Source organism: Streptomyces sp. NPDC051315 (assembly GCF_044455165.1).
In the GTDB taxonomy this organism is placed as follows: Bacteria; Actinomycetota; Actinomycetes; order Streptomycetales; family Streptomycetaceae; genus Streptomyces.
In genome coordinates, this window is sequence record NZ_JBITEN010000013.1 from 44,631 (window position 1) to 60,021 (window position 15,391).

13 protein-coding genes are annotated in these 15,391 nt (G+C 74.0%); 7 read left to right on the forward strand and 6 right to left on the reverse strand.

All coding sequences use genetic code 11. The annotated features are described in order from the left end of the window. Positions 1-674 precede the first annotated feature (674 nt). Positions 675-1,448: a hypothetical protein gene (locus ACIBBD_RS24255; protein WP_399421596.1), complete on the reverse strand. Its 774-nt coding sequence runs from the start codon at positions 1,446-1,448 to the stop codon at positions 675-677. Between the two features lie 150 nt (positions 1,449-1,598). Then, positions 1,599-3,272, reverse strand: a complete 1,674-nt coding sequence (locus tag ACIBBD_RS24260; protein WP_399421597.1) for a PucR family transcriptional regulator — start codon at positions 3,270-3,272, stop codon at positions 1,599-1,601. Between the two features lie 366 nt (positions 3,273-3,638). Between ACIBBD_RS24260 and ACIBBD_RS24265 the strand changes: the two genes are divergently transcribed. From ACIBBD_RS24265 to ACIBBD_RS24285, 5 genes are all read left to right on the forward strand, one after another. Beyond that, on the forward strand, positions 3,639-4,538 hold the full coding sequence (locus ACIBBD_RS24265) for an FAD binding domain-containing protein (RefSeq protein ID WP_399421598.1): 900 nt from the start codon (positions 3,639-3,641) through the stop codon (positions 4,536-4,538). Next, on the forward strand, positions 4,538-5,119 hold the full coding sequence (locus ACIBBD_RS24270) for a (2Fe-2S)-binding protein (protein WP_399421599.1): 582 nt from the start codon (positions 4,538-4,540) through the stop codon (positions 5,117-5,119). The genes ACIBBD_RS24265 and ACIBBD_RS24270 overlap by 1 nt, the downstream gene beginning before the upstream one ends. Beyond that, positions 5,116-7,512 carry a xanthine dehydrogenase family protein molybdopterin-binding subunit gene (locus ACIBBD_RS24275; RefSeq protein WP_399421600.1) on the forward strand — a complete coding sequence of 799 codons (2,397 nt, stop codon included), beginning with the start codon at positions 5,116-5,118 and terminating at the stop codon, positions 7,510-7,512. Before ACIBBD_RS24270 ends, ACIBBD_RS24275 begins: the two co-directional genes overlap by 4 nt. A 171-nt stretch (positions 7,513-7,683) precedes the next feature. After that, a complete protein-coding gene (locus ACIBBD_RS24280; RefSeq protein WP_399421601.1) occupies positions 7,684-9,141 on the forward strand; it encodes an NCS2 family permease in 1,458 nt (485 codons plus the stop codon). A 48-nt stretch (positions 9,142-9,189) separates the two neighbouring features. Then, complete coding sequence (locus tag ACIBBD_RS24285) at positions 9,190-10,341, forward strand: XdhC family protein (protein WP_399421602.1); 1,152 nt, start codon at positions 9,190-9,192, stop codon at positions 10,339-10,341. Here the strand turns inward: ACIBBD_RS24285 and ACIBBD_RS24290 are convergent. The 4 genes from ACIBBD_RS24290 to ACIBBD_RS24305 form a co-directional block, all read right to left on the reverse strand. Then, entirely contained in the window at positions 10,293-11,585 is a 1,293-nt protein-coding gene (locus ACIBBD_RS24290) for a lanthionine synthetase LanC family protein (protein WP_399421603.1), read from the reverse strand. The genes ACIBBD_RS24285 and ACIBBD_RS24290 overlap by 49 nt on opposite strands. 86 nt (positions 11,586-11,671) lie before the next feature. Next, the gene (locus tag ACIBBD_RS24295; RefSeq protein WP_399421604.1) at positions 11,672-12,256 is read right to left on the reverse strand and encodes a class I SAM-dependent methyltransferase; all 585 of its coding nucleotides are present in this window, start codon (positions 12,254-12,256) and stop codon (positions 11,672-11,674) included. Continuing rightward, positions 12,253-12,693: an SRPBCC family protein gene (locus tag ACIBBD_RS24300; RefSeq protein ID WP_399421605.1), complete on the reverse strand. Its 441-nt coding sequence runs from the start codon at positions 12,691-12,693 to the stop codon at positions 12,253-12,255. Before ACIBBD_RS24300 ends, ACIBBD_RS24295 begins: the two co-directional genes overlap by 4 nt. A 73-nt stretch (positions 12,694-12,766) precedes the next feature. Then, positions 12,767-13,576, reverse strand: coding sequence for a polysaccharide deacetylase family protein (locus tag ACIBBD_RS24305; RefSeq protein WP_399421606.1), 810 nt, complete (start codon positions 13,574-13,576; stop codon positions 12,767-12,769). Positions 13,577-13,722: 146 nt separating this feature from the next. Between ACIBBD_RS24305 and ACIBBD_RS24310 the strand changes: the two genes are divergently transcribed. Both ACIBBD_RS24310 and ACIBBD_RS24315 read left to right on the forward strand, forming a co-directional pair. Continuing rightward, positions 13,723-14,721: a glycosyltransferase family 2 protein gene (locus tag ACIBBD_RS24310; RefSeq protein ID WP_399421607.1), complete on the forward strand. Its 999-nt coding sequence runs from the start codon at positions 13,723-13,725 to the stop codon at positions 14,719-14,721. After that, positions 14,718-15,305 carry a D-glycero-alpha-D-manno-heptose-1,7-bisphosphate 7-phosphatase gene (locus tag ACIBBD_RS24315; RefSeq protein WP_399421608.1) on the forward strand — a complete coding sequence of 196 codons (588 nt, stop codon included), beginning with the start codon at positions 14,718-14,720 and terminating at the stop codon, positions 15,303-15,305. The genes ACIBBD_RS24310 and ACIBBD_RS24315 overlap by 4 nt, the downstream gene beginning before the upstream one ends. The last annotated feature ends 86 nt before the right edge of the window (positions 15,306-15,391 follow it).

Here is a 15,391-nt window from a genome sequence, read left to right on the forward strand (position 1 = left end):
ACTACCCATGCGGTCATCCGCTCAGTGAGTAAGGCCGCCGTCTCAGGCCCGCCCCCCCGGCGGCGAAGTTCATCCGGAAGAGTCCGCACGGCAGTGCTACGCACAACGCGACGGATTGAATTCGCCAACAGTGTCCTTCGAGCGGCAGGGTCGACCGCGTGCCGCTCCGCCCCCCTTCGAGCGGCCCGTGACCGCGTGCCGCTCCGCCCGCTCCACCAGGACGACGGAACCCGGCGCCCACGCGACCCGACGGCCCTGCACCGGGCCGTGGGCGACCGCCATGGGCCGGCCCCGCCTCCGGCGGGCCCTCCTCGACGGCCGTCCGCCGCACGTCGTCACCGAACCCAGGGCGCCCGAGCGGTCCCGGACCGCGTGCCCGATCCACGGTGGGCGGACGGTGCCGTACGGCGGAGGTTCCCGGAGGCCGGGCGAGTACCGGACGGCGTGCGTCTTCCACGCGGTGCCAGGCCCGGTGTGCGTCTCCCGCGCGGTGACCGGCCGCCGTGCGTCTTCCACGCGGTGACGGGCCTGCCGCGGGCCACCTCGCCCCGGGGGCGCCCCGGCGAGGTCGCCGCCGCCCCCGTGCCGGCCGACCCGGTGGACGTGCGGCCCAACCCCGGTGACGCCGACGTCCCCGGGGCCGGACGGGAGGTGCCCCCGCCGTACGAAGACCCCTACGCCGTCGCGGCCGGCGGGGCCAACTGCCGGGCCAGCCACGTCGGTACGCCCCCGAGGAGACGGAACAGCCGACGGGCCTCCTCCCGCAGGCGTGAGGCCTCCGGCTCGGTCTCGGCGTCCGCCAGCGACGCCAGGGCCGGAGCGGTCCCCACCAGATAGCCCAGCTCCTCCCGGATCCGCAGCGACTCGGTGAAGCCGTGCCGGGCCTCGGCCACCTCGCCGTCGCGCAGGGCGAGGCGCGCGAGGTGGCGCCAGGTGAAGGAGAGCAGCAGGGCGTCGGAGTGGGCCGCGGCGGCCGTGTGGGCGCGCCGGTAGGCGGCGCGGGCGGCCTGCGGGGAGCGGGCGATGTTCTCCGCGAGCAGCCCGCGGCGGAAGTCCAGCAGAGCCCGGCCCGGCGCCTCCGGGTGGATCAGCGCGGCCGCCCGCCCGAGCGCGGCCCGCGCCTCGTCGACGCGGTCGCGGACCCCGTGCACCGTCGCCGCGTACGCCAGGTGACCGCGTTCACAAGCGGCGGCGCCGCGTTCCTCGTCGGTGTGGGCCAGCGCCTCCGCCGTGCGCAGCGCGTCCTCCGCCTCCTGCCAGCCCTGCTCGGTGTACAGGCACCGCTCCACGAGCAGCGCGGCCCGCTGGAGCGAGCCCGCCGGGGTGTCCGGCGGGAGCAGGGCCGCCGCGTCGGCCCAGCAGGCCCGCGAGCGCAGCCGCCATACCGCGGTCTGGAGGGGATCGTCACCAGCGGTCGTTCCGTTACCAGACATGGCGGGATGCGCCACGTTGCCCTCCTCGAGCGCGCCGTCGAGCTTTGAGTTGGTGGCGGCATCTCAGCACGGATCACGGCACCGGGCCAAGGGGGCGGGTGAAGGATTTCACAAAGTCGTGGGACTCCCCGGCCCCCGAGGTTTCGGCCCGCGACCGCCGATCCGTCAGCTCATCCGCAACGCCAGGAAGAAGTCCAGCTTGTCCTCCAGCCGCGACAGGTCACGGCTCGTCAACTGCTCGATGCGGCCGACCCGGTAGCGCAGCGTGTTGACGTGCAGGTGGAGCCGGGACGCGCACCGGGTCCACGAGCCGTCGCAGTCCAGGAACGCCTCCAGCGTCGGGATCAGCTCGGCGCGGTGGCGCCGGTCGTAGTCACGCAGGGGGTCCAGGAGGCGGGCGGTGAAGGCCCGGCGGACGTCGTCCGGGACGAACGGCAGCAGCAGGACGTGCGAGGCCAGCTCCTGGTGGCCCGCCGCGCACACCCGGCCGGGACGGGCCGCCGCGACCCGGCGGGCGTGCCGGGCCTCCTCCAGGGCGCCCCGCAGTCCCTCCGCCGAGTGCACGGCCGCGCTGACGCCCAGCGTGACCCGGCCGTCGCCGTCCAGGCCCGCCGACAGCGGCTCCCGTACGGAGGCGAGGAGGGCGTCGGCGAGGACGCCGGACTCCGAGCCGTCGTGCTCGGTGGAGACCGCCGGAAGGGGCACGAGGGCGACGGCCTCGTCGCCGGTGTGGGCGACGGCGATGCGGTCGGAGGGCTCGGGTCCGGTGGCGTGCGGGTCGACCAGGATCTCCTCCAGCAGCGCCTGGGCGACGGGGCCGCCCTGGATCTCCCCGGCGTCCCACTCGACGCTCGCCACGACGACCTGCCAGTGCGGGGCGGCCCCCAGGCCCGGCAGCAGCACCGGCGCCGCCACCCGCAGCCGCGCGGCGATCTCGGCGGGCGCCGCGCCCGTCTGCACCAGCTCCAGCACCTCCTGCGCGAGCCGTCTGCGCACCGTGCGCGCCGCGTCCCGGCGGTCCCGCTCGACCGCGATGAGCTGGGTGACGCCCTGGAGCAGGTCCAGGCGCTCCTCCGCCCAGTCCCCGGCGTCCGCCTCGACGGCCAGCAGCCAGTCCGACAGCACCGTCTCGCGCACGTCCCGCGAGACCTGCGCGGAGCGGCCGCCGGAGCGGACCGGGAAGAGCGAGTACGTCGTCTGGCCCACGATCACCCGGTGCGGGCCGCGGCGGCCGGTGCGGGCGGCCGTCAGGTGCTCCGCCGCGAGCTTCGCGCACACCTCGGACGAGGGTCCGGGGCCCGCCACCTTCGGGCCCGCGACGAGCCGCCCGGTGGGGGAGAGGACCCAGGCGCGCAGGTCGAGGTCGGAGCCGAGCAGGTCCAGGACCACGTCGGGGCCGCCGCCCGCCGGGCCGGAGGTCATCATCCGCCGGTGCCGGTCGACGACGGCCGCGAGGTCCCCGGCCCGCTCGCCGGACACCTGCCGCACGACGTGCTCGGTGATCGTGGCGAACGCCACCGACTCGTGCACCGCGAACAGCGGCAGCCGGTGCCGGGCGCAGGCCACGACCAGGTCTTCCGGCACATCGCCCAGCTCTGCCTCGCCGGCGGCGAGCGCCGCCACGCCGGCCTGCGCCAGGATCCGTACGAACGGCTCGGAGTCCGCGGCGTCCCGGCGCCAGGCCAGGCCCGTCAGCACCAGCTCGCCCCCGGAGAGGTAGCGGCTCGGGTCCCGCAGGTCGGTGGTCATCACACCCCGTACGGTGCGGTCCAGCTCGTCCTCGCCGCCGAGCAGCCGCAGGCCCAGCGCGTCGGTGTCCAGCAGTGCGCGCAGCCGCATTCTCGTCGCCGCCGTTCTTTGTCTCGAAATCTACGATGAAGCGTGTGGCCCCACCGGGTGCGGAGGTCCCGCCGACGGGCGCCCGGCCCGCGGGAGCGCCCTTCGAGCCGCATTCTCCGGTCGCCGGGCTGTTTCCCACGTTTCCACAGGAAATCCAGGAGGTTATCGATGGCCTCCGTTCATACGAATCTACAAGATGCCCGGCTCGACCAGCCAACTCCTTCATGGGTTCCGTGACTGACCCCGTCGGAGTACGCCGCTGTGTACTGACTGCGATCCGCGTGAACAGCACATGAACGAGCCGGGCCCGCCGCACCCGATCTGGCTCGATCCGAACGACCCACGAGACGAAGAAGAGAGCCGGTCATGGACTTCCTTCGCCCCGCCAGCTGGGAGGAGGCGCTCGCCGCGAAGGCCGAGCACCCCACCGCTGTGCCGATTGCGGGTGGCACCGACGTGATGGTCGAGATCAACTTCGACCACCGGCGGCCCGAGTACCTCCTCGACCTCAACCGCGTCGGTGACCTCTACGAGTGGGAGGTCGGCGAGGAGAGCGTGCGGCTCGGTGCCTCCGTCCCCTACACGGAGATCATGGAGAACCTGCGGGCCGAACTGCCGGGCCTGGCCCTCGCCTCGCACACCGTGGCCTCCCCGCAGATCCGCAACCGCGGCGGCGTCGGCGGCAACCTCGGCACCGCCTCCCCGGCCGGCGACGCCCACCCCGCCCTCCTCGCCGCCGGCGCCGAGGTCGAGGTCGAGTCGGTGCGCGGCTCCCGCCGCATCCCGATCGACGCCTTCTACACCGGCGTGAAGCGCAACGCGCTCGCCGCCGACGAGCTGATCCGGGCCGTCCACGTCAAGAAGGCCGACGGACCCCAGCAGTACTCCAAGGTCGGCACCCGCAACGCCATGGTCATCGCCGTGTGCGCCTTCGGGCTGGCCCTGCACCCCGGGACCCGCACGGTCCGCACCGGCATCGGCTCGGCCGCGCCCACCCCCGTCCGGGCGAAGACCGCGGAGGAGTTCCTGAACGCGGCGCTCGACGAGGGCGGCTTCTGGGACAACGGAAAGATCATCACCCCGTCGGTCGCGAAGCGGTTCGCGGACCTGTGCGCCGCCGCCTGCAACCCGATCGACGACGTCCGGGGCACCGCGAGCTACCGCCGGCACGCGGTCGGCGTCATGGCCCGCCGCACGCTGACCTGGACCTGGGAGTCGTACCGCGGCACCGACCGCGCCTCGCGTCAGAAGGGGAGTGCTGCGTAATGCGCGTCAACTTCACCGTCAACGGACGTCCGCAGGAAGCCGACGACGTGTGGGAGGGCGAGTCCCTGCTGTACGTGCTGCGTGAGCGGCTCGGCCTGCCCGGCTCCAAGAACGCCTGCGAGCAGGGCGAGTGCGGTTCCTGCACGGTCCGCCTCGACGGCGTCCCGGTGTGCTCCTGCCTGGTCGCGGCCGGCCAGGTGGAGGGCCGCGAGGTCGTCACCGTCGAGGGCCTGGCGGAGCACGCCAGGCAGCGGTCCTGCTCCACGGGCGCCCGCGCAGGCACCTCGCTCGACGAGGCCCGGGGGTGGCAGGCCGGGGGCGGCGACTCCCACACCGGGGAAGGAACCGAACTCGCCCCGATCCAGCAGGCGTTCATCGACGCCGGCGCCGTCCAGTGCGGCTTCTGCACGCCCGGCCTGCTGGTCGCCGCCGACGAGATGCTGGAACGCAACCCGAACCCGTCCGACGCGGACATCCGCGAGGCGCTCTCGGGCAACCTGTGCCGCTGCACCGGCTACGAGAAGATCATGGACGCGGTCCGGCTCGCGGCCGCCCGGCAGGCAGAGGCGGTCCGACGATGACTTCCGCGGCTTCCCCCAACGGCACCCCCACCCAGCTCACCCAGGGTTCGCAGACCAAGGGCGGCATCGGGGAGTCCACGCTCCGGCCCGACGGCATCCTCAAGGTCACCGGCGAGTTCGCGTACTCGTCCGACATGTGGCACGAGGACATGCTCTGGGGCCAGATCCTGCGCTCCACCGTCGCCCACGCCGAGATCGTCTCGATCGACACGAGCGAGGCCCTGGCCACGCCGGGCGTGTACGCCGTGATGACGTACGACGACCTGCCGACCGACGTGAGGAACTACGGCCTGGAGATCCAGGACACCCCTGTCCTCGCCCACGGCAAGGTCCGTCACCACGGCGAGCCGGTCGCCATCGTCGCCGCCGACCACCCCGAGACCGCCCGCCGCGCCGCCGCCAGGATCAAGGTGGAGTACCGCGAACTGCCGGTCGTCACCGACGAGGCCTCCGCGACCGCCCCCGACGCGATCCTGATCCACGAGAACCGCGACGACCACCACATCGGCCACGTCCCGCACCCGAACATCGTGCACCGCCAGCCGATCGTCCGCGGAGACGTGACCGAGGCCGCGAGGAAGGCCGACGTGATCGTCCGCGGCGAGTACTGCTTCGGCATGCAGGACCAGGCCTTCCTCGGCCCCGAGTCCGGTCTCGCCGTGCCGGAGGAGGACGGCGGCGTCCACCTCTACATCGCCACCCAGTGGCTCCACTCCGACCTGCGCCAGATCGCGCCCGTCCTCGGCCTGCCCGAGGAGAAGGTACGGATGACCCTGGCCGGTGTCGGCGGCGCCTTCGGCGGGCGCGAGGACCTGTCGATGCAGATCCACGCCTGCCTGCTGGCGCTGCGCACCGGCAAGCCCGTCAAGATCGTCTACAACCGCTTCGAGTCCTTCTTCGGACACGTCCACCGCCACCCGGCACGGCTGTACTACGAGCACGGCGCGACGAAGGACGGCAGGCTCACCCACGTCAAGTGCCGCATCGTCCTCGACGGCGGCGCGTACGCCTCCGCCTCCCCGGCGGTCGTCGGCAACGCCTCCTCGCTCGGCATCGGCCCCTACAAGGTCGACGACGTCGAGATCGAGGCCGTCGCCCTCTACACCAACAACCCGCCCTGCGGCGCGATGCGCGGCTTCGGCGCCGTCCAGGCGTGCTTCGCGTACGAGGCGCAGATGGACAAGGTGGCGAAGCGGCTGGGCATGGACCCGGTGGAGTTCCGGCAGCGCAACGCCATGGAGCAGGGCACCCTGCTGCCGACCGGCCAGGTCGTCGACTCCCCGGCCCCGGTCGCCGAACTCCTGCGCCGCGTCAAGGCGATGCCGATGCCGCCGGAGCGCCAGTGGGAGAGCAGCGAGGGCGCGGACGTGCGGCAGCTGCCCGGCGGTCTGTCCAACACCACGCACGGCGAGGGCGTCGTCCGCGGGGTGGGCTACGCGGTCGGCATCAAGAACGTCGGTTTCTCCGAGGGCTTCGACGACTACTCGACCGCCAGGGTGCGCATGGAGGTCGTCGCGGGCGAGCCCGTCGCCACCGTGCACACGGCGATGGCGGAGGTCGGCCAGGGCGGAGTCACCGTCCACGCGCAGATCGCCCGCACCGAGCTGGGCGTCGCCCAGGTGACGATCCACCCGGCCAACACGGAGGTGGGCAGCGCCGGTTCGACGTCCGCCTCGCGGCAGACGTACGTCACCGGCGGCGCCGTGAAGAACGCCTGCGAACTGGTGCGCGAGAAGGTGCTGGAGACCGGGCGCCGCAAGTTCGGCTCCTACCACCCGGCCTGGGCCACCGCCGAACTGCTCCTGGAAGGCGGCAAGGTCGTCACCGACGGCGGTGAGGTCCTCGCCGACCTGGTGGACGTCCTCGGCGACGAGGTCGTGGAGGTCGAGGAGGAGTGGCGGCACCGGCCGACCGAGCCCTTCGACCTGCGCACCGGCCAGGGCAACGGCCACGTCCAGTACTCCTTCGCCGCCCACCGGGCCGTCGTCGAGGTCGACACCGAGCTCGGCATGGTGAAGGTCGTCGAGCTGGCCTGCGCCCAGGACGTCGGCAAGGCGCTCAACCCGCTGTCCGTCATCGGCCAGATCCAGGGCGGCACCACCCAGGGGCTCGGCATCGCGGTGATGGAGGAGATCGTCGTCGACCCGAAGACCGCGAAGGTGCGCAACCCGTCCTTCACCGACTACCTGATCCCCACCATCCTCGACACGCCGACCATCCCGGTCGACGTCCTCGAACTCGCCGACGACCACGCCCCGTACGGGCTGCGCGGCGTCGGAGAGGCCCCCACCCTGTCGTCGACTCCGGCGGTCCTCGCGGCGATCCGCGACGCGACCGGACTGGAGCTCGACCGCACGCCGGTCCGTCCCGAACACCTGACCGGCACCGCGTGACAGACCCTCCGGGCGGCGCACGGAACGTCACACACTCCGCGCCGCCCGGAGTGACCCAGATCGTTCGTCTCGGGCCGTCCCCCGGGTCGTGCGGCCGCAGCACCTTCCCAAATCCCGCAACCGCCGACGGCGATCCGCGGGTGTCCCTTTGAACCTTGGGAGCAGGCCCACATGACCCAGCAGTCACTGGAGCCGAGGACCACAGCCGACGACGCGGGCGAAGGCACCCGCGTCCCGGCCGGCAGGTCCTGGCTCGACCGGTACTTCCACATATCCCACCGGCGATCCACGGTCGCGCGTGAAGTGCGCGGCGGCGTCACCACCTTCATGGCGATGGCGTACATCCTCCTGCTCAACCCCCTGATCCTGTCCGGCAGGGACGTGGCGGGGGACACGCTCGGACAGAAGGCCCTGATCACCGCGACCGCGTTCGCGGCGGCCCTCACCACGCTGCTGATGGGCTTCTTCGGCAAGGTGCCGCTCGCCCTGGCCGCCGGCCTGTCCGTCTCCGGCGTCCTGGCCTCCCAGGTCGCCCCGCAGATGACCTGGCCGCAGGCGATGGGCATGTGCGTGCTGTACGGCGTGGTCATCATGCTGCTCGTGGTCACCGGCCTGCGCGAGATGATCATGAACGCGATCCCGCTCGCCCTCAAGCACGCGATCACCATGGGCATCGGCCTGTTCGTCGCCCTGATCGGCTTCTACAAGGCCGGCTTCGTGCACCAGGGGAAGGCGACCCCCGTGTCGCTCGGACCGACGGGCGAGCTGGCCGGCTGGCCGGTGCTGCTCTTCGCCGTCACCCTCCTCGCCATCTTCATGCTCCAGGCGCGCGGCGTCCCCGGAGCGATCCTGATCGGCATCGTCGGCGGCACCGTCCTCGCCGTGCTGCTGAGCGCACTGGACGTCATCGCCCCGCGGCAGTGGGCGAGCGGCGCCCCCGCCCTGCACGGCAGCGCCGTCTCGATGCCCGACTTCTCGCTCTTCGGGAAGGTCGAGTTCGGCGGCTGGGGCGAGGTCGGCGCCATGACCGTCGGCATGATCGTGTTCACGCTCGTCCTCGCCGGGTTCTTCGACGCGATGGCCACCATCATCGGCGTCGGCACCGAGGCGAAACTCGCCGACGAGCAGGGCCGGATGCCGGGCCTGTCCAAGGCGCTGTTCATCGACGGCGCGGGTGGCGCGATCGGCGGCGTCTCCGGCGCCTCCGGTCAGACGGTTTTCGTCGAGTCGGCGACCGGCGTGGGCGAGGGAGCCCGTACCGGACTCTCCTCCGTCGTCACCGGCGTCCTCTTCGCGGCCTGCCTGTTCTTCACCCCGCTGACGGCGATCGTGCCGGGCGAGGTGGCCGCCGCGGCCCTGGTGGTGATCGGCGCCATGATGATGATGAACGCCCGGCACGTCGACTGGGCCGACCGGGCCACCGCGATCCCGGTCTTCCTGACCGTCGTCATCATGCCGTTCACGTACTCCATCACCGCGGGCGTCGCGTCCGGCGTCATCAGCTACGTCGCCATCCGGGCGGCCCAGGGCAGAGCACGGGAGATCGGCGCCTTCATGTGGGGTTTGACCGTGATCTTCCTGGTCTACTTCGCCCTCGACCCCATCGAGAGCTGGCTGGGCGTGCACTGACCCGTCGACCGACACCCTCCACACGACCGCAGACAAGGAGACCGAGACATGCTGGACATCGCCGAGGAGCTCAACCGGTGGGTCGAGCAGGGCCGTGACTTCGCCGTGGCCACCGTGGTGGCCGTCGGCGGCAGCGCGCCCCGCCAGCCCGGCGCCGCCCTCGCGGTGGACGCCGACGGCACGGCGATCGGCTCGGTCTCCGGCGGCTGTGTGGAGGGCGCCGTCTACGAGCTGTGCCGACAGGCCCTCGAGGACGGCGAGACGGTCCTGGAGCGCTTCGGCTACAGCGACGACGACGCCTTCGCGGTCGGCCTGACCTGCGGCGGCGTCATCGACATCCTCGTCACACCGGTCCGCGCCCAGGACCCGGTCCGCCCGGTGGCCGCCGCCGCGCTGGCGGCCGCCGCGCGCGGCGAGGCCGCGGCGACGGCCCGGATCGTCGCGGGCCCGCCGGAACTCCTCGGCCGCGCCCTGCTCGTCCGCCCCGACGGCTCCTACGACGGCGGCTTCGGCGCCCACCCCGAACTGGACCGCACGGTCGTCGCCGAGGCCGGCGCCTTCCTCGACGCCGGCCGCACCGGCACCCTCCACCTCGGTGCACAGGGCTCCCGCTGCGGGGCCCCGCTCACCGTGCTCGTCGAGTCCTCGGTGCCGCCACCCCGGATGATCGTCTTCGGCGCGATCGACTTCGCGTCGGCGCTGGTACGGATCGGCAAGTTCCTCGGCTATCACGTGACCGTGTGCGACGCCCGCCCGGTGTTCGCGACGAAGACCCGCTTCCCGGAGGCCGACGAGATCGTCGTCGAGTGGCCCCACCGGTACCTGGAACGCACGGACGTGGACGGCAGGACCGTCCTGTGCGTCCTCACCCACGACGCCAAGTTCGACGTCCCCCTGCTCCGGCTCGCCCTGCGCCTCCCGGTGGCCTACGTCGGCGCCATGGGCTCGCGCCGCACCCACCTCGACCGCGACGAGCGGCTGCGCGCCGTCGGCGTCACCGAGCTGGAGCTGGCGCGGCTGCGCTCACCCATCGGCCTCGACCTGGGCGCCCGTACGCCGGAGGAGACCGCGCTGTCGATCGCCGCGGAGATCGTGGCCGGCCGGCGGGGCGGCAGCGGGGTGCCGCTGACCGGCGCGCACACCCCGATCCATCACGACGTGACGTCGGTGCCGGCCGGGAGGATCGGGTCGGTCGCCTGAACCGTGAGCCGGCGGACCACCGGCTGGTCCGGCCAGGCGAACGCGTAGTGCGGATCGCCCGACTCGCTCAGCCGGACGAAGCGCAGCAGCTCGCGCACGATGCCCGCGGTGCCCGCACCCCAGCCGGTGCGCGGCTCCAGGGTGCTGGGGGCGGCCCGGTGCTCGACGTTCGACCAGCGTGCCCCGTCGGCGTCCCGGGTGGCCCGGGCGACCAGGTCCGCGACGAGGACGCGGGCGAAGTCCGGGGAGTCGCCCCGCTCCGCCATCCGGTCGCAGGCCAGCGCCAGTACGCCCGCGGTGCCGCAGCAGCGGGCGTTGTTGTCCCAGAAGCCGGGCCGCAGCCGGCGCGGCAGACCGGAGTGCGTCACGGTGTGCCAGCAGCGGTCGGCGAGGTCCTGCCAGGCGGGCTCGGCCGCGACGTCCCGCAGCAGCCGGAAGACCTGGGCGTCACCGGCCGGGCCGTGGCACCAGCCGTAGCTGTACCGCTCGACCACCTCGGGGACGTGCTGCGGGTCGGAGTGGGGGACCAGGAAGCCGTACGGCCCCGCCTCGTCGCGGGCCACGACGTCCGCGGCGCCGGCCCGCGCCATGTCGACCAGGTCCGCGCGGCCGGTGGCCGCGCCGACGGCGGCCAGCCCGTACACGATGCCGAGCGTGCCGTGCGAGATGTGGTGCAGCCGGGCCGGCACACCGGGCCGGTGCGCCCACTGCACGCCCGCCGCGGTCGCCTCGGCCGTCCGCGCGTACGGCTCCAGCGCGAGCACGGCCAGCTCGGGGTCGCCGAGCGCGAGCGCGCCGAGACCGATGCCCGCGTTGCCGCCCATCAGCTCGAACAGCTCGCCCCAGCGCGTCCCGTCGAAACGTGACCGCACCCGCGCCAGGGCCCGGCCGGCGGCGGCCCCGGCGGCGCTGTCGCCCAGCTCGCGGTGGACGGCCCGCAGCACGAGCGCCATGCCGGTGCGGCCGAAGTACAGTGAGTCGTCCCGGCACTCGTCGACCGCGACCGTCAGGCTCCGTGCCGCGCGCAGGGCGGCGTCGCCGTAGGCGTCGTCCCCGAAGTGCCGGCGCGCCTCCAGCAGCACCGGCACGATTCCGGCGGTGCCGTCGTAGAGCATCGGTTCGAGCGTGGGGTCCGAGGGCCGGGAGGGCCAGCCGAGGCCGCCGTCACCCGTCTCCCGGGCGACCCCCAGCAGCCAGCGCAGACCCTCCACCGCGAGCGCCTCGACCTCGTCCACCGCTGTCATGCGACCACCCCCCGTCCTGCGTCCACCCTGGCACGCGGTCCGGCACCTGCCCAGGGGGCCGGTGAGGGGCCGGGGGCCGGTCCGGGTCAGTCGCGCAGCACGAAGCAGCGCGGGCCGCCGGGCTCCAGGTCGTACCAGTGGCCCCGGCGCCAACCGTCCGTCACCGTCGCCACGTCCTCGGGCGTCAGGCCGATGGAGCGGCGCGCCTCGGGCAGCCGGCCGGTGAGCGAGGAGGTCACCAGCCACACCCCGCCGGGCGCCAGCAGCGTGCGGACGAGCTCCGCGACGGCCGCCTTGTCGGGCAGGAAGGCCAGCACCAGCCGCATCGTCACCAGGTCGAAGGAGCGTGGCGGCAGGGTCGCGGCCTCGGTGGCGTCCGTGAAGTCCAGCCGCCGGACGCGCAGGCGCGGTGCGAGGTCGGTGTACCGGTCACGGGCCGCGGCCACCGCCGCCTCGGACCAGTCCACGGCGAGGGTGTCACAGCCGAGCCCGGCGAGGGCGGCGGCGTACCCGCCGAGCCCGCAGCCGACGTCCAGGGCGCGGGTGCCCGGGCCCGGCCGTACGGCGTCGGTGAGCAGCCGCAGTTCGTGCTCGTCGGTGCCCCGGAAGCCGTGGCCCGCGGCGAAGAGCTCCTCCCAGTGCGCCCGGCCGGGCGGGCCGGCGCGGGTCACGGGCGGCGCAGCAGACGGTTGGCCGCCCGCCCGAACACCGTCCGGGCCGTGGCCCGCAGCAGGGGATCGAACGGGGACGGCAGGAGCCGCAACCGCAGCTCCTCCCGCCATACGACGCGGGTCCGGCCGCCCGGCCCGGGCCGTACCTCGATCTCGGCCCAGCCCCGGACCGTCCGCCCGCGTTTCTCCAGCCGGCACAGGCCCGGCTCGTCCTCGGCCGGAGGGCACCAGACGGTGACCTCCATCCGGTCGTCGAAGGTGAGCGGCCCGATCCCGGACCGGGCCACGATCACCGTGCCCTCACGGGTCGGCCCGGGAGTGACCACGGTGACGCGAGTCAGCGGGACCACGTCACCGTGCCGGGGCCACTCGGTGAGCCGGCGCCAGGCTTCGTCGAGGGGCAGCGGTGCCGTGCGTTCGAACTGGAAGGTGACCACGGGGAGATCGTAGGGACTCCGGGCGGCCGGGCGGCACGTTCCCCGACGGGTCACACGCTTGGCCCAGCCGGGGTCAGCGGTACACCTTCCCCGGCTCGGCCTTCCCCGGCGCCAGCAGCTGCGGCACCGTCACGAAGACGAACCCGCGCTCCTTCAGCGCGTCGATGATCCCCGGCACGGCGGGCACGGTCCCGGCGTAGATGTCGTGCAGCAGGATGATGCCGTCCCGGTCGGCCTGGGCGAGGACGCGGCGCTGGATCAGCGCGGAGTCCTCCGTGGTGTAGTCCTTGGCGGTGACGGTCCACAGCACCTCGGCGAGGCCCAGCTCACGGCAGATCTCGTGCACGGTGTCGTCGGTACGGCCCTGGGGCGGGCGCATCAGGGTGGGCCGGCGGCCGGTGAGGCGCTCTATCTCCTCGTTGGGGCGCTCGAGTTCCTCGCGTATCTCGTCGGGTTCGAGCTCGGTGAGGATCGCGTGGTCCCAGGTGTGGCTGGCCACCTCGTGGCCCTCGTCGGCCATGCGTCTGACGAGCTGCGGGTACTTCTCGATGTGCCGCTCGCCCAGCAGGAAGAACGTCGCCGGGACCTGTCTGTCCTCCAGGATGTCGAGCAGCCGGGCGGAGTTCTCGCTCGGGCCCGCGTCGAAGGTGAGCGCGATGCACTTGGCCTCGCGGCAGTCGACGGTGCCGAAGCGGGCCGCCTGGGTGGTGGCCGGGTGCGCGCGGACGGCGCTCGGCGCGGTGGTGTCGGCGCCGCCGCATCCACTCAGGGCCAGGGAGAGACAGGCGGCGGCCGCGCCGACTCCCGCGGCCCGGACCGCGCGCGTGGCGGCGGCGCGGAACGGGATCCCCGTTTTTCTCATCTTCTTGGTCAGAGAAGGCATGCCGGGACTATACACAGCGTGTATATACGCGGTGTATAGCCGTTGACGTGCTCCGACGCACCGCGTGTTTGAGGCAGCCGTCAGCTGGCACCCGAATGGTCCCGACGTCGCCCACCCGCCGTACACGGGCGGAGGAAGGCGTGCGCATGACCGCCTACACCGTCGTGATCCCGACCCTCGTACGGGACTCGCTCGCCGACTGCCTCGGCGCGCTCGCCGCCGCGAAGGGGCCGAAGCCGGCCGGAATCGTCCTCGTCGACGACCGGCCCCGCCCCGAGCCGGGCTCCCTGGAGCACCCGCTGAGCGTGCTCGGCGACCTGCGCGAGCGCACCACCGTCCTGCCCGGCCGCGGCCTGGGACCGGCCGCCGCCCGCAACGCCGGGGTGCGCGCGGCAGCCTCGCCCTGGGTCGTCTTCCTCGACGACGACGTCCAGGTCGGACCCCACTGGGGCGAGCAGCTCGCCGAGGACCTGGCGGACGCCACCCCCGACACCGCGGGCGTCCAGGGCGTGCCGGCCGTACCCCTGCCCGGCGGGCGCCGCCCCACCGACTGGGAACGCGCCACCTCCGGCCGCGCACGGGCCCGCTGGATCACCGCCGACATGGCCTACCGCGCGGAGGCGCTCAAGCGGGTCGGCGGCTTCGACGAACGCTTCCGCCACACCTGCCGGGAGGACACCGACCTCGCCCTGCGCCTGCTCGACGCCGGATGGCGCATCCGGCAGGGGAGGCGCGCCTCCCGCCATCCGGTCCCGCCCGCCGACCGCTGGGTGTCCCTGCGGGCCGAGCGCGGCAACGCCGACGACGCCCTCATGCGGCGGCTGCACGGACCGGGCTGGCAGCACCGGGCGTTCGCCCCGCGCGGCCGGATCCGCGCCCACCTCGCCACCACCGCGGCGGGCCTGGCCGCCGGCGCGCTCGCCGCGACCGGCCGCCGCCGGGCCGCCGCGGCCGCCGCGCTCGGCTGGGCGCTGGGCACCGGTGAGTTCGCGTGGGCGCGCATCGCGCCCGGCCCGCGCACCCGCCACGAGGTGACCACCCTGCTCGCCACCAGCGTGCTCATCCCGCCCGTGGCCACCTGGCACCGGCTGAGCGGCACCTGGCGGCACCGGCACGCGGCCCCCTGGCAGGAGGTGGCGCAGTGAACCGCGTCCGCGTCGTGCTCCTCGACCGCGACGGCGTCCTCGTCGAGGACGTCCCCCACAACGCCGACCCCGGCCGGGTCCGCCCCGCCCCCGGCGCGCGCGAGGCGCTCGCCCTGCTGCGGGCGCGCGGGGTGCGCACCGGGGTCATCACCCATCAGCCGGGCGTCGCCCGCGGCCTGCTCTCCCAGGCCGACCTGCGGCGCGTGGACGAACGGATCGACGGCCTGCTGGGCCCCTTCGACGTCTGGGCGGTCTGTCCGCACGACCCCGACGACGGCTGCCACTGTCACCCACCGCTGCCGCAACTGGTGCTGTGGGCGGCCGGCCGGGTGTGCACGCCGCCCGAACGGATCGCCGTGATCGGCGCCACCGGGAACACCGTCGAGGCCGCGAGCCGGGCCGGCGCCCACGGCATCCTCGTCCCCGCCCCGGCGACCCGCCCGCAGGAGACGGCCGCCGCCGAGCACGTGGCCCCCGACCTGCTCACCGCGGTGCGCGGCGTGCTGACCGGGCCGCCGACGCAGCACGTGCTGGCGGACGAACGGGCGATCACCGCGGCCTTCCGCTCGGCCGGGCAGCCCTAAGCCGGGCAGCCCTGGAACCGAGCCGCTCTGGCCGAACAGCCCTGAAGGAAGCCGTACAGCCCTGAAGCCGAACAGCTTGGAGGAGG

Coding starts and splice junctions, on each gene's coding strand:
- ACIBBD_RS24260 (WP_399421597.1), bottom strand. CDS start 3,272: ATGCGGCTGCGCGCACTGCTGGACACCGACGCGCTGGGCCTGCGGCTG.
- ACIBBD_RS24265 (WP_399421598.1), top strand. CDS start 3,639: ATGGACTTCCTTCGCCCCGCCAGCTGGGAGGAGGCGCTCGCCGCGAAG.
- ACIBBD_RS24270 (WP_399421599.1), top strand. CDS start 4,538: ATGCGCGTCAACTTCACCGTCAACGGACGTCCGCAGGAAGCCGACGAC.
- ACIBBD_RS24275 (WP_399421600.1), top strand. CDS start 5,116: ATGACTTCCGCGGCTTCCCCCAACGGCACCCCCACCCAGCTCACCCAG.
- ACIBBD_RS24280 (WP_399421601.1), top strand. CDS start 7,684: ATGACCCAGCAGTCACTGGAGCCGAGGACCACAGCCGACGACGCGGGC.
- ACIBBD_RS24285 (WP_399421602.1), top strand. CDS start 9,190: ATGCTGGACATCGCCGAGGAGCTCAACCGGTGGGTCGAGCAGGGCCGT.
- ACIBBD_RS24290 (WP_399421603.1), bottom strand. CDS start 11,585: ATGACAGCGGTGGACGAGGTCGAGGCGCTCGCGGTGGAGGGTCTGCGC.
- ACIBBD_RS24305 (WP_399421606.1), bottom strand. CDS start 13,576: ATGCCTTCTCTGACCAAGAAGATGAGAAAAACGGGGATCCCGTTCCGC.
- ACIBBD_RS24310 (WP_399421607.1), top strand. CDS start 13,723: ATGACCGCCTACACCGTCGTGATCCCGACCCTCGTACGGGACTCGCTC.